At 59.3% G+C, this 25,618-nt stretch carries 26 protein-coding genes; 13 read left to right on the top strand and 13 right to left on the bottom strand.

The genetic code is table 11. The features are described from left to right. Positions 1 to 407: 407 nt before the first annotated feature. The 6 genes from BGE01nite_RS18685 (at position 408) to BGE01nite_RS18710 (ending at position 7,157) form a co-directional block, all read left to right on the top strand. A complete protein-coding gene (locus tag BGE01nite_RS18685; protein ID WP_146852437.1) occupies positions 408 to 797 on the top strand; it encodes a hypothetical protein in 390 nt (129 codons plus the stop codon). 201 nt (positions 798 to 998) lie between these two features. Beyond that, positions 999 to 2,213: a TolC family protein gene (locus BGE01nite_RS18690; RefSeq protein WP_170266886.1), complete on the top strand. Its 1,215-nt coding sequence runs from the start codon at positions 999 to 1,001 to the stop codon at positions 2,211 to 2,213. 13 nt (positions 2,214 to 2,226) lie between these two features. Further along, positions 2,227 to 2,925, top strand: coding sequence for a permuted SH3 domain-containing protein (locus BGE01nite_RS18695; RefSeq protein WP_146852441.1), 699 nt, complete (start codon positions 2,227 to 2,229; stop codon positions 2,923 to 2,925). 6 nt (positions 2,926 to 2,931) lie between these two features. After that, positions 2,932 to 6,078, top strand: a complete 3,147-nt coding sequence (locus BGE01nite_RS18700) for an efflux RND transporter permease subunit (protein ID WP_146852443.1) — start codon at positions 2,932 to 2,934, stop codon at positions 6,076 to 6,078. Then, complete coding sequence (locus BGE01nite_RS18705; protein ID WP_146852445.1) at positions 6,075 to 6,509, top strand: hypothetical protein; 435 nt, start codon at positions 6,075 to 6,077, stop codon at positions 6,507 to 6,509. Before BGE01nite_RS18700 ends, BGE01nite_RS18705 begins: the two co-directional genes overlap by 4 nt. 105 nt (positions 6,510 to 6,614) lie before the next feature. Next, entirely contained in the window at positions 6,615 to 7,157 is a 543-nt protein-coding gene (locus BGE01nite_RS18710; RefSeq protein WP_218033035.1) for a hypothetical protein, read from the top strand. 140 nt (positions 7,158 to 7,297) lie between these two features. Here the strand turns inward: BGE01nite_RS18710 and BGE01nite_RS18715 are convergent, their stop codons facing one another. From BGE01nite_RS18715 to BGE01nite_RS18740, 6 genes are all read right to left on the bottom strand, one after another. Continuing rightward, a complete protein-coding gene (locus tag BGE01nite_RS18715; RefSeq protein WP_146852446.1) occupies positions 7,298 to 7,717 on the bottom strand; it encodes a hypothetical protein in 420 nt (139 codons plus the stop codon). 45 nt (positions 7,718 to 7,762) lie between these two features. Beyond that, a complete protein-coding gene (locus tag BGE01nite_RS18720; RefSeq protein WP_146852448.1) occupies positions 7,763 to 8,227 on the bottom strand; it encodes a hypothetical protein in 465 nt (154 codons plus the stop codon). A gap of 19 nt (positions 8,228 to 8,246) precedes the next feature. Then, positions 8,247 to 8,657, bottom strand: a complete 411-nt coding sequence (locus BGE01nite_RS18725; RefSeq protein WP_146852450.1) for a hypothetical protein — start codon at positions 8,655 to 8,657, stop codon at positions 8,247 to 8,249. 36 nt (positions 8,658 to 8,693) lie between these two features. Beyond that, a complete protein-coding gene (locus BGE01nite_RS18730) occupies positions 8,694 to 9,182 on the bottom strand; it encodes a hypothetical protein (RefSeq protein ID WP_146852452.1) in 489 nt (162 codons plus the stop codon). 66 nt (positions 9,183 to 9,248) lie between these two features. Beyond that, on the bottom strand, positions 9,249 to 9,728 hold the full coding sequence (locus BGE01nite_RS18735; protein WP_146852454.1) for a hypothetical protein: 480 nt from the start codon (positions 9,726 to 9,728) through the stop codon (positions 9,249 to 9,251). A gap of 54 nt (positions 9,729 to 9,782) precedes the next feature. Continuing rightward, positions 9,783 to 10,259, bottom strand: coding sequence for a hypothetical protein (locus tag BGE01nite_RS18740; RefSeq protein ID WP_146852456.1), 477 nt, complete (start codon positions 10,257 to 10,259; stop codon positions 9,783 to 9,785). 169 nt (positions 10,260 to 10,428) lie between these two features. On the opposite strand from BGE01nite_RS18740, the gene BGE01nite_RS18745 reads away from it, so the two are divergent. Continuing rightward, a complete protein-coding gene (locus BGE01nite_RS18745; RefSeq protein ID WP_146852458.1) occupies positions 10,429 to 10,803 on the top strand; it encodes a hypothetical protein in 375 nt (124 codons plus the stop codon). A gap of 20 nt (positions 10,804 to 10,823) precedes the next feature. Here the strand turns inward: BGE01nite_RS18745 and BGE01nite_RS18750 are convergent, their stop codons facing one another. The 3 genes from BGE01nite_RS18750 to BGE01nite_RS18760 form a co-directional block, all read right to left on the bottom strand. Beyond that, a complete protein-coding gene (locus BGE01nite_RS18750) occupies positions 10,824 to 14,033 on the bottom strand; it encodes a P-loop NTPase fold protein (RefSeq protein ID WP_146852460.1) in 3,210 nt (1,069 codons plus the stop codon). Positions 14,034 to 14,157: 124 nt separating this feature from the next. Next, entirely contained in the window at positions 14,158 to 14,400 is a 243-nt protein-coding gene (locus BGE01nite_RS18755) for a hypothetical protein (protein WP_146852462.1), read from the bottom strand. Positions 14,401 to 14,569: 169 nt separating this feature from the next. After that, complete coding sequence (locus BGE01nite_RS18760; RefSeq protein ID WP_146852464.1) at positions 14,570 to 16,279, bottom strand: sensor histidine kinase; 1,710 nt, start codon at positions 16,277 to 16,279, stop codon at positions 14,570 to 14,572. A 472-nt stretch (positions 16,280 to 16,751) separates the two neighbouring features. On the opposite strand from BGE01nite_RS18760, the gene BGE01nite_RS18765 reads away from it, so the two are divergent. The 5 genes from BGE01nite_RS18765 (at position 16,752) to BGE01nite_RS18785 (ending at position 19,983) form a co-directional block, all read left to right on the top strand. Then, complete coding sequence (locus tag BGE01nite_RS18765) at positions 16,752 to 17,225, top strand: hypothetical protein (RefSeq protein ID WP_170266887.1); 474 nt, start codon at positions 16,752 to 16,754, stop codon at positions 17,223 to 17,225. Between the two features lie 103 nt (positions 17,226 to 17,328). Beyond that, positions 17,329 to 18,015 (top strand): DUF6794 domain-containing protein, encoded by a 687-nt coding sequence (locus tag BGE01nite_RS18770; protein ID WP_146852468.1) that lies wholly within the window; start codon positions 17,329 to 17,331, stop codon positions 18,013 to 18,015. Between the two features lie 179 nt (positions 18,016 to 18,194). Beyond that, the gene (locus BGE01nite_RS18775) at positions 18,195 to 18,869 is read left to right on the top strand and encodes a hypothetical protein (RefSeq protein WP_146852470.1); all 675 of its coding nucleotides are present in this window, start codon (positions 18,195 to 18,197) and stop codon (positions 18,867 to 18,869) included. Beyond that, a complete protein-coding gene (locus BGE01nite_RS18780; protein ID WP_146852472.1) occupies positions 18,866 to 19,243 on the top strand; it encodes a hypothetical protein in 378 nt (125 codons plus the stop codon). The genes BGE01nite_RS18775 and BGE01nite_RS18780 overlap by 4 nt, the downstream gene beginning before the upstream one ends. Before the next feature lie 404 nt (positions 19,244 to 19,647). Beyond that, complete coding sequence (locus BGE01nite_RS18785; RefSeq protein WP_146852478.1) at positions 19,648 to 19,983, top strand: hypothetical protein; 336 nt, start codon at positions 19,648 to 19,650, stop codon at positions 19,981 to 19,983. A gap of 127 nt (positions 19,984 to 20,110) precedes the next feature. On the opposite strand, the gene BGE01nite_RS18790 is transcribed toward BGE01nite_RS18785, so the two are convergent. Both BGE01nite_RS18790 and BGE01nite_RS18800 read right to left on the bottom strand, forming a co-directional pair. Then, positions 20,111 to 20,479, bottom strand: a complete 369-nt coding sequence (locus BGE01nite_RS18790) for a hypothetical protein (protein WP_146852480.1) — start codon at positions 20,477 to 20,479, stop codon at positions 20,111 to 20,113. A 751-nt stretch (positions 20,480 to 21,230) separates the two neighbouring features. Further along, positions 21,231 to 21,722, bottom strand: coding sequence for a hypothetical protein (locus tag BGE01nite_RS18800; protein WP_146852482.1), 492 nt, complete (start codon positions 21,720 to 21,722; stop codon positions 21,231 to 21,233). A 97-nt stretch (positions 21,723 to 21,819) separates the two neighbouring features. Here BGE01nite_RS18800 and BGE01nite_RS18805 point away from each other — a divergent pair, with 97 nt between their 5' ends. Then, entirely contained in the window at positions 21,820 to 22,539 is a 720-nt protein-coding gene (locus BGE01nite_RS18805) for a hypothetical protein (RefSeq protein WP_170266888.1), read from the top strand. A 319-nt stretch (positions 22,540 to 22,858) separates the two neighbouring features. On the opposite strand, the gene BGE01nite_RS18810 is transcribed toward BGE01nite_RS18805, so the two are convergent. Both BGE01nite_RS18810 and BGE01nite_RS18815 read right to left on the bottom strand, forming a co-directional pair. Further along, entirely contained in the window at positions 22,859 to 23,941 is a 1,083-nt protein-coding gene (locus tag BGE01nite_RS18810; protein WP_146852486.1) for a hypothetical protein, read from the bottom strand. Positions 23,942 to 24,848: 907 nt separating this feature from the next. Then, the gene (locus tag BGE01nite_RS18815) at positions 24,849 to 25,337 is read right to left on the bottom strand and encodes a hypothetical protein (protein WP_146852488.1); all 489 of its coding nucleotides are present in this window, start codon (positions 25,335 to 25,337) and stop codon (positions 24,849 to 24,851) included. Positions 25,338 to 25,618: the final 281 nt, after the last annotated feature.

Consider the following 25,618-nt stretch of genomic DNA (forward strand, 5'->3'; position numbering starts at 1 on the left):
GCAAACGAAGGCGAGGCTTTGCGAGTCGAAAGGATGGTCACTAATCCTGAAGCACAGGAAAAGAGCAGCAGACTGGAAAATCTTAGCCTGACCTCGTCGATGGGCGGCAAGTGGGAAAGAAGGAGCCCAGGAAGCAGCACTGAGACTATTCCAAGAAAGGTTCCCCAGGCTACCGCCCTGGCTGGCCCTTTATCGAGGATGCGAGCCTGGAGGAACTCCGGGCGGGTCTGAGACGGGAGGCTCATGTTTTAGAATAATTCTGATTGTGCCAATAGGACTCTTGCAGATCAATTCCTATATTCGAACCCACGCATTGCCCTTATCCCACCACGAACACCGACATAGGCCGCTGATCAAAAACGCGTTTGACCAGCACCTCAGCGTCGCGAGACTAGTAGCTGTCTTCAATGAAACGCCTTTGGCAAATCCTCGCTATCGTCCTGCTGGCCCTCATGGTGCCTGCCTCGGCGTGCTGCCTGGTGCCTCAGGAGGCGGAAAAGAAGGCTTGCTGCGGGTGTTCTACGCATGGCGAGGAGCAAGAGACCCCGGCGTCGCCGGAGGCCTGCCCCAGCACAACACTTGCGCATAGCCAGGTGCCTGCCCCTGTGTTGCTTCCTGCCATGCAGATGATCGAGTTGGTGAGCATCATCCACGAGATCATGCGCTTGCATGAACTGGTGGCAGTCAAAGAGTCACCAGTGCCTTTGATGACGACCGCGCCGCCGCAATTGCGGACAACGTGGGTTTTTGTGAGCCGTGCGGCATTGCCTGCGCGTGCGCCTGCCGAACTGGCCTGATTTCCGTGCGCTGCGCTGCCTCGACTGGCAGCGAACGACGCGCCGGAGCGATGCACACCCAATCATCGGTGTCGCCCGCACACCTCGTTTCGAGGCTTCTTCATGCCTGTTCTTCTCACTCAAACCCGCTCTGTTATGCGCCCCCTCTTAATTTCATATTTGCTGCTGACAACCCTGCCCTCGCTTTTTGGTGCGAGCACGATGCCAGAGCCTGTCTCCATCTCGGAACTCGTTTCACGCACGCTTGCGGCCAACCCGGAGATTCGCTTTTACGAGGCGGAGATCGAGACGGCAAAAGCCACACGCAGCACGGCGGGCAGGCAGTCCAATCCCGAGCTTAGTTTGGAGGTCGGGCAGAACCGCCTGTCATCGGCGGAGGGCAATTCAAACGGCCTGGCTTTCTCCGCTGCGCTTGCTCAGCCTATCGAATGGCCGGGCAGGTTGGGGCTGCGCAAGGCTATCGCGAATCGTGACATCGCTCTCGCAGAACTCGGACTGGAGCGCTTCCGTTTTCATCTCGCTTCACGAGTGCGGGTGCTGGCCTACACACTCGCCGCCCAGCAGGAAGTTTCCAACGCGGCGAATGAGGTCGCAGCGCGATACACTTCTCTCCGGGAGGTGATGGTGCAGCGCGAGCCTGCGGGCATTGCTCCGCAGTTGGAAATCGTCACCATCGAGGCGGCAGCGCTAGTCGCTGAATCAAGAGCGGCCAAGGCAGGGGTGGAAGTGCAAAAGGCACTCCTTGAGTTGAACCAGCTTATGGGCCGCCGGGCAGACTCGCCGCTGGTGGTGAAGCGAACCGCGTTTGACATGAAGACATCGCCATCACTCGAGTCGTTGCTCGGGACAGCGATTAGGAATCACTATGACTTGCGCATTCGCCGTGCGGAGCTGGAGCAGCAGGGCTTCAAAGTCGAACTCGCCAAAAACGAGCGCTATCCCACTTTCACCATTGGCCCTTTCGTGCAGGTGCAGGACACGAAGAAGCAGGAGGATCAAACCGTGGCAGGCATTGGCATCTCTTTTCCGCTGCCGTTCTGGAAATCGGGCAAAGCCGAAGTGACCTCAGCGCAGGCACGTCAGGTGCAGGCACAGGCCACCCTTAGCGTGGCACAGCGCGAAGTGGAGCGGCAGGTCACAGAGTCCATGCTGATGTTTAAAACTCAGCAGTCACGCATTGTGCTCTGGAAAGGCGATGCCATCGCAAAGTTCAGTGAGGCTGCCGCGCTGGCAGATCGCCATTACCGCCTGGGTGCCGTGCCCATGGGCACCTTCATCGAGCTTCAAGACAAGTATCTCGAAGCGGTCGAGTCCATCAGCGAGGCGCAGTCTCAGGCGCTCGAAGCCGCGCTCACCCTTGAGGAACTTACAGGAGCACCCGGCAGCCTCATCACCCTCAACGCACCGAAATCTTAACCGCACATCTGCCATGAAACTCTTTCTTATCGCATTGTTCATCCCCCTTGCTGCCATACTCAGCAGTTGCACCGAATCCAGCGCCAGTCCCAGCCATGCCGCTGAACCCGCGCCAGAAAATGGCGCACAGTTCAAAGAGGGGAAAGGCATCTCCCTCACCACTCTCATGATGGAGTCCATCGGCCTGAAAACAGCCGAGGTTTCGGAGGAGAAAATCGCACCCAGCTTTACAGTCACCGTGCAGAGCATGCAGCGCGGCACTGAGGCCAGCGGCTGGCTCAACGAGGCGCAGGCGGCACGAGTGCTGCCCGGCATGGAGATGGAATTAGGCACCGAGAAAGGCAGCGTGCTACGCATCGAGAAAGCGCCGTCTGTGATACACGGGGATTTTGAAGTTACGGTGCAGACGGCTACCGCCATCGAAGCGGGCAGCGCCCTCAATGCCACCTTCCGCTTTCCTGCGGGTGATCCTGTGACCGCGATTCCGAAAGCCGCGCTGCTCACCACCGCCGAGGGCACTTTTGTTTATGCTAAGAATGACGAGTTCTACCTGCGCACGCCGGTCAAAGTTGGGGCGGCGAGTGGTGAGCACGTCGAGATCACGGACGGCCTTTATACCGGAGATGAGATCGTCACCGCGCCTGTGATGTCTCTCTGGCTTGCCGAACTGCAAGTCTTGCGTGGCGGCAAAGCATGCACCTGCGGCCACTAGCACCTCATGCTCTCCCATCTCATCACCCTTGCCATGCGGCAGCGTGCCGCCGTGCTGGTCGTCATGCTCGTGCTCATCGGCGTCGGCTCTTGGTCGGCCATCCATCTGCCGATAGATGCCGTGCCGGACATCACGAATCCGCAGGTGCAGATCAACACCGCCGTCTCTGCGCTTGCCCCTGAGGAGATCGAAAAGCTCGTCTCGTTTCCCATCGAGAGCGAGATGGCAGGCCTGCCGCAAATGGTCGAGCTGCGGTCTTTGTCTAAGCTCGGCCTCTCGCAGGTCACGATGGTCTTCCATGATGATGTGGATCTCTACCGCACCCGCCAGCTCGTCACGGAGAGGTTGCAGGCGGTGCTTGATGAACTGCCTCCCGGCCTCACGCCAAAGCTCGCACCTGTTGCCACGGGCCTCGGCGAAATCTTCTATTACAGCCTCGACTACACAGAGGACGCAAAGAGCAAACCCGCCACCCGAGAGGCACAGCTTATGGAGCTGGCGCAAATCCAGGAATATCAGGTCAAGCCGTTGCTGAGAGGCACAGCGGGAGTCGCTGAGGTGAACACCAGCGGCGGCTATCAGAAGCAGATCGTCATTCAGCCTGACCCTGCACGCCTCGCGGCACGCGGCCTCTCGCTCGACATGCTTGCCGAGATCGTCGAACAAAACACCCGCAATGCAGGCGGCGGCTATGTGGAGATCGGGGGAGAGCAGCTCATCATCCGCGCTGCCAGCCGCGTGAATGATTTGGAGCAAATCCTCAACATACCGCTCAAGTTTGCAGGGGGTGTGAAGCCCATCCTCATCAGCGAAGTTGCCACAGTCAGCATCGGCAGCGCCTTTCGCACCGGAGCCTCCACAGACGAAGGCAGAGAGGCCCTTGTGGGAGCCACCATCATGCTCGCCGGAGAAAACTCGCGCCTAGTCGCGCAGGCCGTGCGTGCGAAGCTCGATGAGATCCAGCCTAAGCTGCCGCATGGCGTTGTCATCCGCACACTTTACGACCGTAGCAATCTCGTGAGCCGCACCATTGCCACCGTGGAGAAGAATCTGGCAGAGGGGGCCTTGCTCGTTGTCGTCGTGCTCTTTGCATTGCTGGGCAATTTCCGTGCAGCGTTCATCGTCGCGCTGGTGATCCCGCTTTCCATGTTCATCGCAATGACGGGCATGGTTCGCTACCACATCAGCGGAAACTTGATGAGCCTCGGAGCCATAGACTTCGGCCTCATCATTGATGGTGCTGTCGTCATGGTGGAGAACATCGTCCGCCATCTTGGCGAGCGGCAGCACGCCTTGGGCCGCACGCTGACTCTCCGCGAACGCACAGAGGAGGTGCTCAAGTCTGCGAAGGAGGTGGCTAATCCGATGTTCTTTGGCGTGCTCATCATCACCGTCGTTTATGTGCCCATCCTCGCTTTGCAGGGAATCGAAGGGAAGATGTTCAAGCCTATGGCCCTCGTGGTGATGCTTGCGCTCGGTGGTTCACTCGCTCTTGCCGTCACCTTGATGCCCGTGCTCTGCTCCTACCTGCTCGGCGGAAAAATCCAGGAGAAGGACAACTGGCTCGTCACCCTCACCAAACGTCTCTACACACCGCTGCTGCAATTTGGCCTGCGCTTCCGCCTGCTCATCGTTCTGCCCATGCTCGCCCTGTTTGGCACGTCGCTGTGGGTGCTCTCACGCATGGGTTCCGAGTTCATCCCTCAGCTCGATGAAGGGGACTTCTCTTTCCAGCTTATCCGCAGCAGCAGCGCCTCGCTCTCCTCATCGCTCGACTTGCAAAAGCAAAGCGAAGCGGTCATCCGCCGCGACTTTCCCGAGGTGAAGGAAATCTTCTCACGAATCGGAACTGCCGAGATTGCCACGGACCCCATGAACCCGAACGTGGCCGACACATACCTCATGCTGAAACTACGCGACCAGTGGCGGCAGGAGAGCGGCAAGGCCATCACCAAAGAGCACCTCGGGCAGCTCATGCGGAAGGCCCTGCTGGATAAGGTGCCAGGACAAAACATCCTCGTCACCCAGCCCATCCAGCTACGCTTCAATGAGATCATGGCGGGAGCACGCGCCGACCTCGTGTGCAAAGTCTTTGGGGACAGCTACGATGAACTCGAACGCCTCGCCGGAGAAGTCCGCGCTGCCATTACTGGCATTCGTGGCGGTGGGGAAACCGAGTTCGACAACATCGGCAAGAACCCGATGATCGAAATCCAGCCTGACCGCGAGGCCATGCGCAAGTTCAACGTCCATGCCGACGAGCTGAACCGGCTCGTGGAAACTGCGCTGGCGGGGAGTGAAGTCGGCCTGTTGATCGAAGGCAACCGCCGAAGCCCTATCGTCGTCCGCCTTTCCGAGGGGCACCGCAGCGACCTCGAAGGCATCAAGCGCCTTGCCATGCGCACCGAGGACGGGGGAATGCTCGCGCTAGGCCAGATTGCCAAAATCGTGCTTACTCCTCAGCCCGTGCAGATCGCTCGTGAAGACGCCCAGCGCCGAGTTAGCATCCTCATCAACGTGCGCGGACGCGACACCCAGAGCTTCGTCGAAGAGGCCACGCGCATCATCCGCGAGAAAGTTACCTTCCCCGATGGCTACTATTTTGAGTTCGGTGGCCAGTTCAAGAACCTGCAAGAAGCGAAGGCTCGTCTCATGATCGTCGTGCCGCTGGCGCTCGGCCTCATCTTTGTTCTCATCTTCCTCAGCTTCGGCTCGATGCGTCAGGCCACGCTTATCTTTCTTTGCGTCCCGCTGGCTGTGACGGGTGGGATCTTTGCCCTGGAACTGCGCGGCATGCCCTTCACCATCAGCGCTGCCGTCGGCTTCATAGCCTTGAGCGGTATCGCGGTATTGAACGGCATTATGCTCATCAGCTTCATCAATCAACTGCGCAGGGAAGGCCGTGAACTCAGAGAGGCAGTTGTCGAAGGAACTCTCACCCGCCTGCGGCCCAAGCTCATGACGGCCCTTGTCGCCAGCCTTGGTTTCCTGCCCATGGCACTCGCGACTGGAGCAGGTGCTGAAGTCCAGCGACCCATCGCGACCGTCGTCATCGGCGGTATTGTCACCTCCACTTTCCTTACACTGCTCGTGGTGCCTGTGCTCTACGACTGGATCGAACGGAAAACCAGACCCCAAACAAACACACCATGAAAACACTAATCCATATCCTCATCATCACAGCCCTGGCCGCCACCTCCGCCTTTGCCGACGCCAAAGTGAAGGCAGGCCCACGTAAAGGACTCCTCCTGGAACTCGGCGGCAAACAAGCGGAGTTCCTGGTCGAGAAAGACCGCTCCATCAGCATCGCCGTCTATGACGCCGCCCTGAAAGCCCAGCCCGCCACCACCGAAGTCATCACCGCGACCGCCGAAGCCCCAAGCGGCAAAGTGAAAATTGATTTTGTGGTCAAGGACGGCAAGCTAGTCAGCAAAACCAAGCTCCCAGAGGGAGACGGCTACCAAGTCGTGGTTCAGGCCAAAGCTACGCCCGACGCCAAATCCAAGAACTTTCGTATCAAGCTCCAGCTTCACACCTGCCAGGGATGCGGCAATGCTGAATACGCCTGCACTTGTGATGAGTAGTTGGCAGGGCCTCTGCATCAGGAGCATGCGGAGGCCATGTCGAAGCGCCCACCATTCTCTCAAAGGAGCCGTCTTATGATGCCATCCCATGAGCTACCCCGGCGAGTGGTCGCGCTCGCCGGAGTCTTCACCCTGGCCGTCGTGGCGCTTGGCTATGTTCTTCTCGGCTGGGTGCCCATGGTTTTATTCGCCTTCGGTTTTGTCGGAGGTTTTGTGCTTTGGCTTCGCGTGCCTTCAAGCGTGCCATTTGGAGCCATCCGCGCGCCCTATTTTATCATGATGGCATTCTTTGCGGCTCACAAATTCGAAGAACGGCATTTTGGCTTCTTCCCGGCACTTTCAAAGATTACAGGGGTGCAAGCCCCTGAAGCTGGTTTACCTCTGGGTCTGCTCCTCTATGCGTTTGCCATGGCATGGCTGCTGATTCCTTTCCTGGTGGCACGGCGACATCCATTTGGGTATTTCCTCGCATGGACATTCTTCACTTCCATGGGCGTCACAGAGCTTGCTCATTTTGTCTTTCCATTTTTCACCCCGCCCCCGTTGGAATACTTTCCAGGGATGGCGACCGTTGTGACTCTGGCCCCGGCGGGATGGTGGGGGATGAGTAGGCTTTATCAAGGTTCTTTATTGAAATTGAAATCTTAATGCGTTGATTTCGAGTGTGTTAGGGTGAAATAGCAAAATGGCAAGATAGCGTGATGGCTACTTTGCTAATGCGCCTACGCGCCTAACTTATTGTGAATCTTCCGGATCCTCATGGGGCCAACAACGCATCGCGCCGCGTCTCAAAAGTAGTCGAGATAGACGAGGCTGTGGCCATCGGCGAGCTTGGCGGTGAGCCAGTAGGCGATGACATCGCCAGTGGCTTCGGCGAGCCACCATTCGGCGCCTTCGAGGCGCGGGCTGCCGAGCTGGGCTTCCATTTTCTTCAGGGCTCCGGACCAGTAGGGATCAGACTCGACATACAGCCTGCTCACCCGCTGGGAGCTGGCGATCCAGCCAGCGGGCTCAATGAGGACGCCTGGCCTAACGAGATGGATGGACGTAGAGTCGTGGAAGGGGGAGCTGAGGGAGAGGGTATCGATCCCTTGGGAGCTGGCGCTGCTGACGATGCCCAGGCGCATGAGCCGGTCCCGGCTGCCCTGCTTCGCCGTCAGGAAGATCCCCAGGCCGAGGGCGATGAGGACAAGGGCGGCTTTTTTCATGGGGGGCGGTAAATGGTATGCGCGTCCCAGCGAATGCCCACCGGTTTACAAGTCCTTCAGGCCACCCTTTTTCTTGGCCTCTTCCTCTTCGAACTCTCGCTTGGAATTCGCAGCCGTATGGATCGAGACGCAGGGATACTCCTTCATGGCGACATGCGCCATGACATCTCCTTTTTTCCACACACTGATTCCATCTCCGTTGTCTTCCACCAGCTGCCTCCAAGGCATGCCGTTTGATTCAGCATCCAGGATGATTTTGACCTCCTCAAGCGTGAGCGGCAGCGACTCCCCGTCGGCATTCTTCTGCTTTTTCTGATATCGGATGCTGTCACACACTCCGTCATAAAACTTGCATATGATTTCGAGGTCAGCCTTCTCAAACCGCATCCACTTTCCTTCATCTCTCACGCTCACTGGTTTGCCGTATCTAGTCTCGCTTTGCGCCGTGGTCTCACCAATGCGGGCCAGGGCGGGTGTGGTGAGCAGCAGGAAAAGCAGCAGTTTTTTCATGGGTGTTTCTGAGTTGAGCCTAGTCCTTGTGGATGATGACGAGGTCGTGCGTCAGGTGGGAGTAGCTGGCCTTGGCTCCCTCTCGCCTCCAGATGTCCTCATCCGTGGAAGAGAAGATGCTGTCCTTGACCCACTCCCCGCCTTCTGAGCTGGCCTTCAGAAGGATCTCGATCTCCACTTTCATCAAGGGGTCTTTCTTGCGGCTCACGGGATCCGTCCGGTTGAAGACGATGCCGCGGCATTTGCCGCCTTCCGCAGAATCGTATTTGCAGATGATGAAGAGCCCGGCTTTTTCATGCATGGAGGCGGGCGGGTCTGACTGCCCGGCCACGGCTTTGCCGTAGCGAGCCTCGCACTGCTCCCGGGTCTCGCCCAGACGGGCCAGGGCGGGTGATGCGCAAAGCAGCAAGAAGGTGATGAGTGTTTTCATCTTTTGGCTAGGCAGCAGAGGTTTCATGCGGCGGCATTAGAAGTCCTTGAGGTTTTCCCTGGCTTTTTGCTCCTTCGTCTTGCTGGCAGCGGACCGCGCCATGTGCGCCCGGGTTTGGATGATGATATGGCGCTCGCCCTTCTGCTGCTGAAGGCCTTGGAGATCATCGCAGTTCCAGTAGGCGACCTGGTCTTCTTCTGAATCCGGGGTCCAATCCTTGCCGGCGGAGCTGGCCTCGAAAAGGACCTTTCTCTCCGCATCCGTGAAGGGCATGGGCGTTCCTTCAGTGTCCGTTTTGAGGTTCTTGAAGTAGATGAAGTCACACTTGCCCTCAAAATAGAAACAAGCCACGCGGATGCCGGCTTTCTCATGCATGGTGACCGGGGGGTCGAGATTGACGCTCACGGGATCGCCATAGCGTGCGGTGCACTCCGCCAGTGTCTCGCCGATGCGGGCCTGGGCGGGTGATGCGAGGAGAAGCAGGAACGGTAAGAGGAGGTGGATGAAGAGCGGGAGGAGTTTCATCAGGAGAGGCAGGTTTGTCTGATTTGGAGAGGATGTTCACCTCATCATCGGCGAACAAAAAGCGTGTCAAAATCCTTCCAGCCGCTTCCGAGCATCACGCTCGGCGTCGGACGGGCCAGTGCCTTTGGCCCTTTCACGGCGGTCAAAGAACTCACGACTGCCCACGAACAGCAGATGAGCGTCACGCCCGGAGTAGAAGGCCTCCATGGTGGGGCATTCCCAGTCCACGGCGCCGGAGTCCTTGTCTTCCCCGACCTGGGTCCAGGTCATGCCGCCTGAGAGACTGGCCAGGAGGGTGGTGCGCTCGCCCTCTGTGATCGGTGCGGCTCTTCCATTGGGATCTTTCCGGTGGGTCATGGACACGCTGTCACACCTGCCTTCATGAAAGGTGCACCTAAGCGCATAACCTGCCTTGTGATGATGCGTGGTGTTGCCCTCGACTTGCGTGGCCTTTCCATACCGCACCTCACACTGCGCGCGTGTCTCGCCGATGCGTGCCAGGGCGGGTGTGGCGAAGAGCAGGAGGAAGACGATCCATCTTTTCATGATTTTGTTAGGCAGGCGTTGGTGAAACGGGAGGAAGGCCGGTGATGAGCGGAATCAGAAGTCCTTCAAGGTGCCCTTTTTCCTGGCCTCTTCCTCCTTTTTCGACTCGGCATCCTTGCGCCTAGAGTGCTCACGCGTGAAGATCCAGATGCGCGCGAAACCTTTAGTGTCTACATAGGCTGTGACATCGCCATTGCGCCAAGCGCTTGACCCATTCTCCTTGTTTTCGGAGAGCAAGTCCCAGGAGGTTCCGTTGGAGTCAGACTCCAGGAGGATTTTGGTCTCGTCCGCCGTGAAGGGCAGCCATTCTCCCTTGGCATTGGTCTCAATTTTCCGGAAACTGATGCTGTCGCAAAGTCCATCGTGGAACTCGCACATGATCCCGATACCGGCCTTTTCAAAGCTCATGACGTTCCCGTCCTCGCTCACGTATTTGGGCTTTCCATAGCGTGCCTCACTCTGGGCAGGAGTTTCGTTGATGCGGGCCAGGGCGGGTGAGGCGCAGAGCAGGAAAAGGAGCAAGAATTTCATGTGAGTTTCTTAGTCGGGCGCTTTCGTAATGGAGTGCCCAAGACTGGTCGAGTGGAAAAATACTGTTCACTCTTTTTTCAAAACGGCTATCTCAAGCAATCTGATCAACTCCTGACATGACGGATCTGGACACGCTCATCAATGATGCTTTGAACCTTCGTCACACCGCATGAAAACCTTCCGCACCTTTATCCGCTGGATCTGCTGGCTGGCGTTCATCGTCCTGTGTCTGCTGACACTTCTGAAGATGCTCTTCAATACCTTTTACTTTTCCCACCCGGAGTTGATGCATCCGCTCATCGCCACCTTGGTCATGGTGCTGAATCTGCTGCCGCCAGTGCTTTTTATCTGGATCAATCGCCGGGTGGAGCGGCACCGCCTGGCCTGGGCGGCTGCGGTGCTGAGCTGTGTTGTCCTGCTGGCCCCTGACCTTGTTACGGAAGGCCCGCTCTTTTCTCAGGTGTTCGCCATCCAGGCAGGCGTCATCTCCCTGCCCTTCCTGCTGACTCTGGTGCACCGGAACGAGAGTTTGAGTCTGGAGTGAGGGAACTAACAGTGAGGACTTTAAGTCAGTTGAGAAATGACCCGCGCAATCTCCATGCTATGACGAGCTTTGAAGTTAGGCTTTGAAGCTCCTGCAAACATGGCGTGCGCGAGATGCTCCATCAGATCTTGCGGAGAGAAATCCACGCCGCTGAGCAGCTGACGCGCGAAGAGGTATCTGAAGAGGGCCGCACGCACGGAGCGCGGGGTCAGGTGTTCGGGTGGAATACTGCGAAATACTTCTTCGAGCTTTGTGCGCTCATCCTCGCTGAAGTGCTCGGAGAGGCTGGACTTGGAGGGTTTCGGTGTCGGTGATGAATGTGGAGGTGGGGCTAACGTTTGTTGCTGTGCTGCCACGGGCGCAGCAGGAGGTCCGCCAGCAAACGGCCAGGGATGATAGCTGCGGATGCCACTGTCCTGGGTCGCCCGGGCTGGAGCAGGCGAGACTAGATCAGGCTCGATCACGGGCGCTTCTGTCGAGTCTTTCGGCGGGAGCTCAGCGCCAGGGATACCCGGACTCATTGCTCCAACAGCTGAGTTTTTTGGATCAGACGGATCTCCAGCGGAAGTCTGAGCAGGTCCACGAGGGAGGGAGGAAGCTGGCGGCTCAGCCTTGCGCGGTGGCTTGCCGTAAAGGAGGCGGTGGGCCAGATCGCTAACCTCGTCATTCTTCAAGGTGGGCAGACTTAGTTCCACCATGAAGAGCTTCTCACGCAGGGCCTCAAAGCGAGTCCTCCAGGCGTCGTCAGAGTATTCTTTACCATGTTCACGAGCACGCAGACGGCAGGCGGTCTCCAGGGCATCGCGCTCCATGAGGATGGCCACGTGCAGGCGTGAGTTCACTTTGGGATTGTCCAGGAACCAGCGAATGCTTTCGATGACGGAGAGCGACTGCTCAGGCTCGCAGCGGTCGAGGTCATCCACCACCAGGAGCACACGCTTCCGGTCTGTGTCTATGCGGCCGATGACAAAGGCGGCGGCCACCAGGAACCCGTAAAACACGCCGATCAGAGTCACACCGCCCCAGCGCCATGCCGTAGAGCCTTCACCGGTCGGTCCAGGCACGGTGGCCCAAACGTTCTGCCCTAACTCCCAGCAGCCGATGCCAGCAAGCAGACGACACAAGAGCATGAAGAACCAGCCCCAGCGCCCCATGCGAAAGTCGATGGCGATGTCCGGATCCGCAAAGTAGCTGACAAGGCGCTTCCAGATCCCGTCACAACCTTCGTTACCATTTTTTTTGTTATCCCGATGCTCTGGCTTGGTTTCCTCTCTCTTGTCTTGGTGCTTGCCCGGAACGGGCCGGGTGTGCGGGCTGGCGCGGGTGGGGAACCATGCGCGCAGTAGGCGCTCCAGATCATCTCCGATGACGGCCTGCAATCCCAGCTTGTCCGCGTGATCCGGGATGAAAGCATACTTCTCCTGCAGCAGCCTGCCCTTGGCCAGGATGCGGTAGCCATAACCAAGAATGACGAGCAAACCGATGCCCATGCCGCCAATGACGTAACCCAGCAGATGCACGGCCCACCCAAGCCTCGTGAAGAGGGAGAAAGAGGCCATGAACACCGCCAGAACCAGCGGCCACCAGCCCACTTTCAGGAGGCCGAGCCTGAAGCCGAGGCGCAGCCTGGAAAAGAAGGAGCCTGTAGCCTCACGGAGGATGGTCTGATACAGATGCACCCACACCTCTGGCCGGGTGGGATATTTGGACGCGCCGAAAAAGACGCTGACATGAGTTTCCTGCATGGCCTCCGCCGATTTTTCCATGAGGGTTGACTTCCCACGGCCCCAGGGGGCGAACAACCCAAAGACAAAGTCTTGGTTAGGCTCAGCGCTTTGAAACACGCTTTGAATGGCGCCGGTATATCTCTCAATGCCTAGACAAAGATCGTCATTTCTGGATCCGCGCCCAAAGGTGCTGCCGCTGCCTTTTGCACCAGCCGGTCTGAACTGACCGAAGGATTCGAAAACAGCATCCCAAGCTCCCTCGACAGCCTGATGTGCATTTTCCGGCAGATGCTGCTCCAGGCAGTCTTTCAGATCCTCAATGGTAAGTATGAGCAGATCTTTCTGATTTCCGTTCGCAAAATGCGAAATGAGGGCAGCCACCACATGCCGGGTCGCAACATAAGTGTTGCTGGAATTACCAGAGCAGCGCGCACTTATCTCCCTGGCATGCAGGAGTGCATGTCGTAATGAGGGGGAGAGGATAGATTGCGACGGGCTGTCTGTCGACCGTGAAGCCAGTGCTTGATTCCATAGTTCACGAAGGTTTCCCTCACGTCTGCACAAGCGATCCAGCAACAAGACTTGCAGCAGGTAAGGCGGAGGTGGATCCCGCGGGGGATTACCCGCCACACGCGCACCCTCCAACATCAGCCCTAACAACATTTGCCAAGGAGTAATCTCCATGGGTGAGCTGTCCGAATCTCGAATAACATATCCTAGAGCGCTGTTAAGCCCTTCACTTGGCACGACACCAACCTCTTTCCATAATTTGGCAGCGTAACGCCAAACTTTGGGATCTAACGTGCTGCGGGCTTTCGGGACCTGTGCAGAAACATCAGGCTCAGTAGACGATGAGACCAAGGCATCTCTGATGATTTCGGAAATGCCAGCTGGGTTTATACCACCACCGCCACCGCCACCGCCGCTAATCACATGGATATGGGAACCGTTGCCAAATGCATCACCCGCTGGCTGGAGATCTCTATTTTCTCCAGGCACGTTCGACAGCACTTCTTCGACCCAAGAAATCGTCTCGTTCTCAATACTCGTCTCTTCTGCGCTGGTTAAGCTCTCATCTTGCCGTTTACTTATCCTTGTCAGACCAGCCTCCTTCATGCAGCGCCGCAACTTTCGAATCCAATCGCGAAACTGGCGTTCCACCTTTTGTAATGGATCTTCTTTTTTCCACTGTTTGCCCAATCCAAGTTTGTCAATTGTGCCTTGCCACGGGCCTAAGACTGTCCCCTCAATGATTTCGATGAATTGATACAAGTCTTGATTCAATTCCGCCCAGGGGCTGGAAAGACTGCGCTTACTTATCTGGATCACGCAACGCCGGACATCCTCACAGACTTTTTTTAGCCTCCCGACTGATGCATCCAGTGAGTCCACGCCATAAAAGGGTAACTCCTCTTTCCAAGATATGAATGCATCCTGCAGCCAGCGCGTTGCTTCCTCAAAGAGCTTCGTGGCATGGACAATCTTGGATTTTTCGTCAGGCATCGGGAGCAGTATGTGAAGTGCTTGAACATAGAAGTATGCTTGGGTTGCCTAGCGTTCCAGAGAATTGTCTAACTCTGGCTCAAGCTCACAAGCGAGCTACCTCTGACAATATGACCTAACCAACTCAACTCCCACCGATCTGGCACTGCGAATCGTCGGCATCCGGCGGAGTGGGGGAGTCATCCTGAGGCAGATCCCGGAGGACATCGGTGAGCTCGGGGGTGACGTCGTCTTTGCCGGGGCCTTCGTCGCCTTCCACGGTGAGGTCACGCTGGAGCTTGGCGGCGATTTCCTTGAGCTTCGTGGAAAAGCCCTCATAGGGGGCGAACTCGCCAAACGGGTCTTTCTCGATGAACGGGATGACCATCGAGGGTCTGGCTGCCCTAAACCAGGAGCGAAGATAGTTTCTGAGTGTCTCAGGTTCTGCCTTTATAAACCTGTTCCACTTTGGGCAGGAGGCTTGCGGGACTTTGTGAAGGCGTGAACCGCGAACACTGAACCGTGAACCCCGGACACGCAGGGCGGGTGGGGTGGAATCAGCCGGCGGCTTTTTCGAGGGCGGTAGCTTCCGCCTCGGGGGCGGAAAGGACAGGGAGCTCGATGATGAAGGAGGCGCCTTGCTCGGCGCCCTCGCTCTCGGCCCAGATCCGGCCGCCATGCGCGTTCACGACGCCGCGGCAGATGGCCAGGCCGATGCCGAGCCCGGGGGCTTTCATCTGGCCGTGCCGACGGCTGGTGGTGGTCTGATGGAAGGGCTCAAAGATGGCCTCGAGCTCAGCGATGGGGATGCCGCTTCCGGCGTCTTCCACGATGAGGCGCACGCGCCCTGCCACGGGCTCAGTCTTCACCCAGACGGTGCCCCGCGGCGGTGAGTGGAAAACGGCGTTGCGGAGGAGATTCCAGACGACTTGCTGGATCCGCACGGCATCACAGCGCACGCGGAGCTCGCGCGGGTGGAGATGGAAGTCCACCTTCACGCCGGAGGGGGCGATCTCAGCACTGATGAGGGACCAGGCCTGACGCACGATGCGGTTGAGATCGTGTGAGGCGAACTCGAGCTGTAGCTTTCCCTGGATGACTTTGGCCACGTCCAGGAGGTCATCAATGAGCCGCGCCTCCAGGTTCAGCGAGCGGCGGATCATCTCCAGATCCTCCCGCATGTCCTCCGGAGTGGCGGGATCCTTTGCCAGCATTCCGGCGAGCATGAGGGCAGGATTCAGCGGGGTGCGCAGCTCATGGCTCATCATGGCCAGAAAGTGGTCCTTGGCGGCGTTGGCGATTTCGGCCTCGCCTTTGGCCACACGCATGGCGGCCTCGCTGGCTTTGCGCGTGGTGATCTCTGTCTGCGCCTGCTGGTAGAGACGGGCTTTGTCGATGGCGACGGCGGCCTGCGCGGCGATGCCGGCGAGGATCTCCTCTGCGTCTGCGGTGAAGATGCCAGGCTCCGGGTGGCCGAAGAACAAGCCGCCGATGACCTCCCCGGAGCGGGAGACGACGGAGGCGGCGAGATAACTGCGCACGGGGAGATGGCCGGGTGGCATGCCGTGGTGAGGGGCGCTTTTGCCGTAGCGCGGGTCCTGGGTGATATCGGCCACGCGGACGATGCCGCCGCCGCCAAAGGTGGGGCTGAAGACGGCGGTGTTTCGCGGCATGGGGAAGCCCTCAAAGGCGGAGCGGTCGACGCCGGAAAGGGTGTAGAGCATGTAGCTTTCACCGCGCTCATCCAGGGCATTGTAGAAGAAGGCGCCAAAGGCGGCGCCGGAGACCTCTCGCCCGGCATCGGTGATGGCCTGCAGCAGTTTTTCCAGGTCCAGCTCAGCGCTCAGGGTGACGCAGGTTTGATTCAGGATCTCCAGATTGCGCCCGTGGGCCTCCGCCTCCTTCCGGCCGGTCTGGGCGGCATGCCCGAGATAGATGATGAGGGATGAGGTGAGCAGGTAGCCGATGGAGGCGGCGATGACGTAAGGGCTCTCCAGCTCAAAGGCGCCGCGCGGGGGCACGAACCAGTAGACACACATCAAGAAGGCGATGAGGGAGGCGAGCAAGGCGGGGCGCCAGCCGGTGAGCCAGACCGCGCAGGGCACGGCGCCGTAGATGGTCAGGAAGGCTGCCTGATTGCCTAACCAAGGGTCCACTGAATACCGCAGCGCGACGGCCGCGGCCATGATGGAGAGGGCGATCCCGTAACGCGCAATGATCGCTCGAGGCCTGCCGCTGACGGACTGTCGAGTTTGGGGAGATGGCATGGGGGGGTACCAGGAAGCGGCCGTGTATGGAGATGTGATGTGATGTATTAGCAATCCTTTTAACAGTGCCGGGACAGATAACTGCACCCTCCCGGCACTACGGCCTGAAATTCGTCTGTGGCGGGCCGCTGGATTCGTGAAATTTCGGCCCTAGCGGCAGCTTTTCTGGGGCTTAGTGAGCATGAACAGGCGGCGAATGAACACCAGCCAGCAACCCCGCGTGACTGCTGGCGTACCCAGGGAGGCGGGTGAGGGAGGGACACCCGGCTGCGGCGGAGCGGCAGAAGGAGCGTTTTATTTCCCCACACTTACTGTTAGGCTTCACCTGTTCCACTTTGGGCCCCTGCCAGGGGCTTTGCATTTTGAGGCTTGATCTGGCGGTGGGGACTGAGGGAGACTGGGGGCGAATTTTATTCGTTCCGCTGTCATGCACTTTAATGGATCTGCTCTTCGAAGAAGCTTTCGGGCGCTGGTGCTCATCACGCTGCTGGGCGGTGGGGTGGTGTCTGCGGGGCTGCCGCCGGCGGTCTATGCGTGTGTGCGGCCGTTTGATCCGATGACGCGTCGTGTTGAGTTTCATGAGGTGACGCTGGAGGAGGCGCTGCAGGGGATCCGGGAGCTGAGCCGGAAAGATGATGTCTATGGAGGTGTGGGGCTGAATATTGTGCTGGAGTCGGCGACGCTGAGCCCGGTGCAGAGGCAGGTGCGCTTCAGCCTGGTGGCGGATGATGTGCGGTATAAGGATCTGGTCTATGCGCTGTGCCACCGGCTGGGACTGGGATGCCGGATGGATCCGTTTGCGGTGGTCTTCGGGCCGGGCGGGAAGATCGCGAAGCCGACGGCGAGGAAGTCGGCGGTGGAGCTGGCGCGGAAGATCCAGCTGCACCTGACGCTGGACGGGCGGGACACGATCACGGGGGAGAATCTGCTGGTGGAGCGGAGGTGATGCCTGCCATGCCGGCGAAAAAGCAGGGCAGACGAGGTCATGATGTCTGCGACGGTGACGTGACTCCATTTTTTCTTTCTTTGTTAGGCTCATCTGTCCATCCATGAAAATCATCATCACTCTCACACTGCTTCTGGCTTCCAGCGCGCTGCTGCGGGCGGAAGACAAGAAAGCCATCTCCGCCCAGGAGCCCGCGAAGGAAAAGACTCCGTCGCCGAAGACGCTGGAGGAGGCGCACCTGCAGCTGGAGAAGCTGCTGGCGAAGGATGTGCTGGCGAAGATCGATGCGATGAAGTCTGAGAAGGAGATGATCGAGTTTCATTTAGGCCTGGGCATGGGCATGCGAAATGGCTGGGGACTCTGGGGCGGCGGGCCGCTGGCGCAGCACATGCGGAAGCTGGGCTTTCATCACCCCGACGACATGTCCTGTGTGATCTTGGAGACTTTCTGGTGCAGGCGTCATGGCAAGGACTTCCGGCTGAAGGAGCGCGCTGACGACTACGCGGCCTACTGGAAGGCGGTGGCGGACCCGCCTGAGTCTGCGAAGGATCCGAAGGACGGCTCTGAGGTGGTCTGGAAGATGAGTTTTGGTGCTGACTCTGATGACCGCAAGACTGTGCGCCAGATCCATGTGGGCAAAAGCAAGAAGACGGGACGCTGGCTGGCCTATGAGCACGACAAAGGTGTGTATGAACCGCACCCGCAATTGCTGAAACAGATCACGGAGCACTACAAGCCTGACCCTCGTGATCCCTTTACCTCGGATGATGCGAAACCTGATGCGAAGTGAGACCAGGATGCCAGGCCCGTCCGCGACTGCCCCCACCCCTGCCCCTCCGCGATGAAATACGACGATGCCTGCGCTCCTGATCTGTGGGAAACGTTTGACCGGCTGGAGCCCGTGCCCGATGAACGACAGTCCGAGTGGACGAACACATTCATTTAACTCCTTGTTAGGCTCATCATCACATGCCCACGCTGAGAACTTACCCGATGGCTGATCAGGCCTGCATTGATGCGGGCTACCTGTGCAGCATGGGGGTGGAGGCGGTGCTGGTGCAGGATCCGGGGGAGGGCGGGACTCTGCCGGGTGTGCTGGGCGCGCCGCACCGGCTGGAGGTTCCGCAGGCGCAGATGGAGCGCGCGGCGGCTCTGCTCTCCCAGCGCTCTGCCGCTGAGGCTGCGCCGGTGCTGGCGCCCGTGTCTGTGCCGGTGGATGCAGCGGGGCTGCACCGGTTCCTCCGCTTCATCTTGATCTATGATGTGATCTGTTACGTGGCTTTTGCGGTCTATTGGCAGTGGCTGAATCCGGAGCCGCCGCCTGCGGTGCTGGAGTTTCTCGACTCTCTGACGCTGTCTGTGTATCTCTGGCAGTGGGCCTATGTGAGTCACTGGCCTTTGGTCATGACGGGGCTGGTCGCAAATGTGCTCTGCTACTTTTATCATCCGTTCGGGCGCATGCTGTTTGCCGCCGTCATGATCTGGGGGCATGTCACGCTGCTGGGGCCGCCGCCGATGATCTTCAGCCCGTTTGAGGGTTTCTTTGGATGCCTCCAGAGCACGCTGGCGAGCATGGCGCTGGCGCTGATGTATTGGAGTCCGCTGCGGGAGAGGTTTACCACGAGCCACTCACCACGCGCATGAAGACATCTCTGAAAACAAAGGCACTCTGTGTGCTCGCTGGCGCAATCCTGGGAGGCTCGCTGGTGGGAGGCTATGATTTTCTGCTGCGGCTGGGGATCGAGCACCACTATCAGGAGCTGGAGACTTTCTTTCGCGGCAGGGTGGGAGAGAGGGAGGTGCTGGGGATCTCGTATTTCGACTATCACGGCATCGGTTTCCTGCAGGGCAATGATTGGAAGGTGGTGCTTCAGGATGAGAACGGCCGACGCATCATGATCCACCAGAACCAATCGAGCTTCCAGGAGTCGATCCCCCACCAGCCGAAGGTCGAGATCCAGGGTGATGACATCTTGATTGATGATGGTGAGGTCAAGCTGAGGGTCACGGTGAACTGATGAGCACGCGGCCGGGTGCGGCGGGGGGGAGGTCGAGAAGGAAAGCGCCGGATGGCCTAACTAGAAGCACCTCCATGAACCGGATGTTTCAAGGTTCGGGTGGAGAGGGTGGGGCCGGACTCCGGAGAGGACTGAAAATTGAAAACTGAAAACTGAAAAATGGGGGGAACGGCTGTCGAGGTGGCAGGTGCCTACGCGGGCGCTTTGGCCTAACTGGAAACAGGTGAAGATAAAACCTGTTTCGCTTTGGGCAGGAGAGCTGGGCTTGCCTGCGGGCGATATTTTTGGGGTGTCGCCGCCGGAGACCCAAAGGAAAGGGGCTGCGAAACCTGCCAAACGGGTGGATGTTTTCACTCGTCAGGCGCCTCCATCTGTGATGAGCTGCGGACCTCCCCTTCCCCACCATGATCTCTCTGACTTTACGCTGGCTGCTGCACTGGACGGGGCAGGGCCTGAAACTCTGGATGTTTGCGACGCTGGCCTCGATCTGCGTGGCTCCCTTCGGGTTCCTTCTGCAAATGCTGGAGATGACGGTGGATCCGTTTGAGAAGCTGGGGCCCGTGGGAAAGGCGGGGGCGGTGGCAGGATACGCGCTTGGTTTCACTGTGACGCTGGCGGTGTTCACGGCGATCCTGGCGAGCCTCATGAAGGATCATCCGCTGAGGCCGTTCCCAGGTGTGAGCACGGTGAAGGACGCGGACTCTCCGCACGCGGACGCGGGATCGCCCGGGGCCGCCTGACATGTTGGATGATTCTTTGTTAGGCGCTTTTAACCCCTCTTTCACACGAAACAGGTTTAAATAATAACCTGCTCTACTTTGGCCGGGGCGGGAACAGGAGCAGGGAACGCTGAAGGCGGGAGGGGGCTCAGGCGATGTCGAGGAGGGTGATCTTGTTCCGCTCATCGAAGTCCTCGGGGAAGCGGACGTGGTAGATCGTGGAGAAGATTTCTTTGAGCTCGGTGAGCGCCTGAGACAGGAACTCGCCCCGCTCCAGGCCGGTGGTGTTGGCCTTGATGATGCAGGCGACGATGTGGAAGGCGGGCTCGGTGGCGCGATCCAGGGGGCGGGCGCGGAAGAACCAGCTCTCGTCCGGCGCGGCGAACCGCACCTGGGTGAGGGTCTGTCGCCGATCGAAATGCAGATGCGTCTCCGCCAGTGCCTCGACGGCGTCCACGGCGAGCTGTGGCAGCCGGCTGTCGACCGGGGCGAAAACATCGATGGTGATGACGGGCATGGGGATGGGGTTTGTTGACGGGTTAGTCTGGCAAAGTCCGGCGGGAGACGCAAGTGCGGCGGGGACGGTTCGCGGTGGGCGGTGAGCGGTGAGCGGTGGGCGGTGGGCGGTGGGCGGTGGGCGGTGGGCGGTGGGCGGTGGGCGGTTCGAAGAGGGACTGAAAACTGAAAACTGAGAACTGAGAACTGACAATTGGTTGGGCGGTCTGCTGAGGGCGCGGGCTCTGCCGGCAGGGATGGGGGAATGGAGAATGGAGGAACTGAAAATGGAAAATGGCCTGAGGTCGGGAGGTTTCGAGAACGGTGGCGGGTGTGGCCTACGCAAGAAGACAGGTGACAAACCTGTCCCACTTTGGGCGCGGTGGAGATTCGGGCTCAGCGGTGTGTCGGGGGCACTTCTTTTTGACACCGCAGAGGTGAGAAGACCGCAGAGAATACCTTCCGATGGATTTCTCTGCGGTCTTCCAATCTCTGCGGTGTGAAGAGTTTGGGCGGTTTCCACGCCTTTTTAAGGCACTTTTTGTTAGGAAAGATATCGCGGGGAGATGTGGGTGGTTCGAGCCGACGTCCGGCTGAAAGCGGGGGGTCTTGTTTTCTGGAATGACCTGCTGCCTTCTCCGCTGAAGCTTCGAAGTCCAGGACGGACTGAAGTCCGCGCTCCGGTGGTCCTGCGGTGTGCGGGATGAACGGGTGAAGACGAGGCCGCTTTGGCCTACGCAAGAAGACAGGTTGCAAACCTGTCCCACTTTGGCTCAGCCATCGCCGAGCTTCAGGTCTGTCCTGGCTGTTTGCTGCTTGAGCCGGCTGAGTAGCTTTTGGCCGCGGAGATGAGTGGAATCAAGGTGTTCGGTGTGTCCAGATCTTGGCCAGCTTTCATCCGTGGCGAAGTCGTGGATGATCAGGAGGGTCCGGGGTTCCGAAGCGAGGGCCATGCCGACCAGATCGTCTGCTGTGATCAGGGTGAAGGAGCTCTGTGTGATCCGGTCGCTGATGGCTGTGCTGTGGAAGTAGGTGGTGGGAACACGGGTCTGGCCGCCGCTGCGAACCTGATAATACAGTGGCTGGGCCACTTCCTGAAACGAGGCGGTCAAGATCACGATTTCGGCGTCGTAAACGGGAGCTGGAAGGGTGCAGAGCTTTACTTTTCCATCGGCGAGATTGCTGACGAAGTGGACGGCATCCCGGAGGAAGTATCCGAGCACGATCAACCCAAGGGCCCATGCGATGAAGCGGACTTTTTTCATTTGGCGCGGAGGTGGATGATGCATTGGCGGGTTGTTCTGTCAGCAGGTTTATCTTTGGCTGAGATGCGGCCTTGAAGGGAACAGCGGACGGTGAACTATGCATGTCTTCCAAGCTATGCATGCCTCGGTCATCCGTCTTTTTGAATACACGCGGTCACGGGTGACGGAGCGGGACATCCTGGACTTTTCCCCGGGGGATCCGGGGTATCCGGACTATGTGAAGATGTGGACGGAGATCTGGCGCTCGGGGGGGATCCCGCAGGAGACGGAGTTTGATCTGTCAGAGGTGATCGGTCTCACGGGCTGGGCAAGGCCGGAGGCATGGGGGGAGCCGGAGCGGTTTCGGCGGTATCGCCGGTTCACGAGCGCGGTGGGTGTGGCGCTGCTGCACCAGGGGAATGACAGTGACAGTGTGCGCCCGGCAAACTATCTGGCGCGGGATCTGGTGGTGGATCTGGATGAGAGGTGTGGTGAGCACCTGGCGCTGCTGAGGGCTGTGGCGGAGAGCACGCGCACGGTGCTGAACGCGACGAATGTGGAGGTGGAGTTTCCCTATTTCACGTTTGCCATGATGATCCTGGCGCAACGGGCGCTGGACTGGAGCGGCTCTGAGCGGGCGGCGGCGCAGCTGATGGAGGATGAGGGCGCGGTGAGGGCGAACACGGCGCTGAACTGGCTGGTTTGTGATGACCGCTTTTTGTTAGGCCTGAGCGTTCACGGTCAACTCCGCGGGGACTGGATCTCGCTGGCACGGGGACTGCGGAATCCTACGCGGCATGAGGAGACGCAGCTGGTGATGGAGGCGATGTCTGGGTAGCGGTGAACGGTGAACGGTGAACGGTGCTTCTTTTTGACACCGCAGAGGTGAGAAGACCGCAGAGAATACCTTCAGATGGATTTCTCTGCGGTCTTCCAATCTCTGCGGTGTGATATGCCTGGGGGGATCACCATGCTATTTTTGCATCTCTTTTTGTTAGGCGCGATGGTGCGGGGGGATTTCCGGGAGGAACGAGTTGGAAAACTCGTTTTACGTTGGGGCGGCGCAGCATCCTTGGGGGGCAAGGGTGCTGCGCCGCTGATCCGACGAAGGCTCATTCCGGAGGCGGTGAGGCCGCGCCGGGTGGTGCTGGATGATTTTACTTTTTGCCCTTGGCCGCTGGGGGCGCTGGGGGTGGTGCCTTGCCGATGCTGGACTTGGCGGCGGCGCTGGTCATCTCCGCTTTCTGGGCGTTGGTGATGGTGCCGTTGGCACGCAGTTGGTTAGCCAGCTGGCTGATGCCGCTGACATACTGGCCGTGGTTCTTGGCATTGAGCGCGAGGGCGTTCACGAGGTCCTGGATGGTGCGGCCTTCGCTGTCGGTGGTGTTGTCAATGGAGGTGGTGCCGGGCTCGGTGCCGTTGACGTCCACTTTAGGGCGGGTGTCTGAATTGGGGACTTCATCGAGGTCGTCCGGGATGCCATCGCCATCCGAGTCCACGGTGTCGGCCTCGAAGTTGACACGGGCCACGGACCCGTCTGTGAGGGTGATGGTGAAGCCATCAAGCCTGCCGGTGAAGCCGTCTGCCCAGGCAGTGGCGGTCTGCAGGGAGAAGGTGAGGATTTGCTGCGTGGCGCGGGCCTGCCCGGAGAGGGCGGGCTGGGAGATGAAGGTGGCGAGGTTGGGGTCGGTGTAGCTGCCGAAGGTGGCACCGGGGGCGCCGGCGGTGGATTCGTAGAAGCGTAATTGGTTCGTCACGCCATTGGAGGACCAGAGGTTCCAGGTGTTCGCGGGATCCACGAGGTTGGCGGAGAAGTAGGGCTCGGAACCGTAGCGGTCACCATACCAGGCGGGGGTGGAGACGTCACCGGCGTAGGGCTTGGTGTAGATGACGAGAGCCCAGTCGTAAGGGGTGACGCTGTGGAGGGCGCCGGTCTTGGTGTAGTAGCTGATGCTGCTGACCTCTCCGACGGTGACGGGGCGGCCAAACAGGGACTCGGCGCTGAAGTAGGCATCAGTCTTGCCGGTGCCATCTGAAGCGATGCTGGACCTGTTAAAGGCGGGTGCGTAGTCTCCGGGAACGCCGACGACGTTGTTGGCATCAAAGACGCCGACGGAGGTGGGTGTGACGGTGTAGGTGGTGGTGGCGGCGCTGGCGAGGCCCGCTGTGCCAGCGAGGACGAGAGCGGCCAGTGCTGCGAGGCGGCGCGGTGGCGGCGAGGAGTGAAGAATGGTTTTCATGGGGGGTGTTGGGTCAGGGGGTTACATCCGACAAACGTGGCTGGTGAGGATGCCGGTGGGTCATTCGCCATCCTGAGCATCGAGTGCGGGAGAGGCCGGACATTTGCAGGGGTGCCGAAGAGGGGGCTCTCAGGGGGAACTCTGATGAAGCACGTGGACGCCGAGGCGAGCGGGAGCGCCAGCCATGGGGGCGCAAGAAGCCTTTGCCTCCTCAGCAGGTGGCAGGAGATGGCCAATCTGGACGTTGGACGTGAGGCGGAGCTAACAAACTTTGCTCATTTTAATGATCTCTCTCGGATGCGGGTGCCAGGCGCTTCCTCTGTGCGGCTGAAGGGCTCCGGGAGATTTCGACCAGGAACGGGTTGGAAGACCCGTTCTACTTTCCGTGGCCAGGCGCCGAGGTCGGCGGTGTGGGGTGGATCGTTGTTCTCTTTTTTTTACACCGCAGAGGTGTGAAGACCGCAGAGAATACTTTTCTCGGGATGGATTTCTCTGCGGTCTTCTAAACTCTGCGGTGTGATATGCCTGGGGGATCACAACGCTCTTTTACTGCCTTTTGTTAGGCGAGAGGGTGCGGGGGATATTTCGACCAGGAACGGGTTGGAAAACCCGTTCTACTTTCCGTGGCCAGGCGCGGGACAGGAGATCGGCTGAAGCCTGGACTCCAACGTGAGCTGGCGCAGGCCTGGGTGACCACGAGGGAATTTGCATCCCTTTTGGTTAGGCGAGAGTGCGCGGGGAGATTTCGACCAGGAACGAGTTGGAAAACTCGTTTTACGTCGGGGGTCCACGCGCCCCGCCTCACTTTTTTTCCGACTTTCATGCCTGGCGTTGGATGGTCGGCATGGGGTGTTCGAATGGCGCGCCTTCATGGCCTGGCGGCCCTTGCCTGTGCTGCACGGTTCAGTCAGGCCTGGGCTTTCAGGGGCGGGGCGGTGTCCCGGAAGGTGGAGGTGAGGCGGGGGTGGAGAATGTTGGGCGCGGGCTGGTCGAGATCGCGCTGATGCTCGCCGGGGGTTTTCCAGAAGCGCACGCCGGCCACGGGCTGGTGGCTGGAGTCCATCCACTCACGGGTGGCATTCTGGTAGGTGACCTGGATGGGGGCGGGATCCTGGGTGAAGGCGAGGACGGCCTGGCCGTTGTGCGGGCGCTCGTGAGCGGCGTGGTGACCGGGCGGCAGGGGGGCATCATCCCCGGGAAAGGCGGGGGTCCAGTATGGCGGCGCGGTCTCGAGTTCGAGCAGGCGGGTGGTGTGGATGTCAAACCAGAGGCTGGGGCTGACGTAGGTGCCGCGTGCGAGGGTGCCCTCATGGCAGAACCAGACGGAATCTCCACGGAAAGGAAGCTCACCGAGCTGAGTGATCCGCCAGAAGCTATGCTTTCCTCCTAATTCCATTCTTGAGTTATAATGTAGCGCTATCCGCCACGCAAGTGAATTTTTACGATTACGTAAGAATGGGGTCGGGCATTTCCAGCCTGCTGGTGTTGGCGAGCTGGACTTAGTGAGGCTTAGGAAGGAGAGGCCCCTGGGGGTGAGGGGTCCCAGGCGATCGGTGTTTCTGCTCAGGGACGCTCCCTTCCCTGCCTTTCAGCCAGGATCCTGCCGGCCGGATGTATCGTTCATCTGGCGATCTGCGCTATGCGGATCTCTTGGTCATTTGTCTGATTGCCCCGGTT

It is taken from the genome of Prosthecobacter gellanilyticus, assembly GCF_007992435.1.
Classification (GTDB): Bacteria; Verrucomicrobiota; Verrucomicrobiia; order Verrucomicrobiales; family Verrucomicrobiaceae; genus Prosthecobacter; species Prosthecobacter gellanilyticus.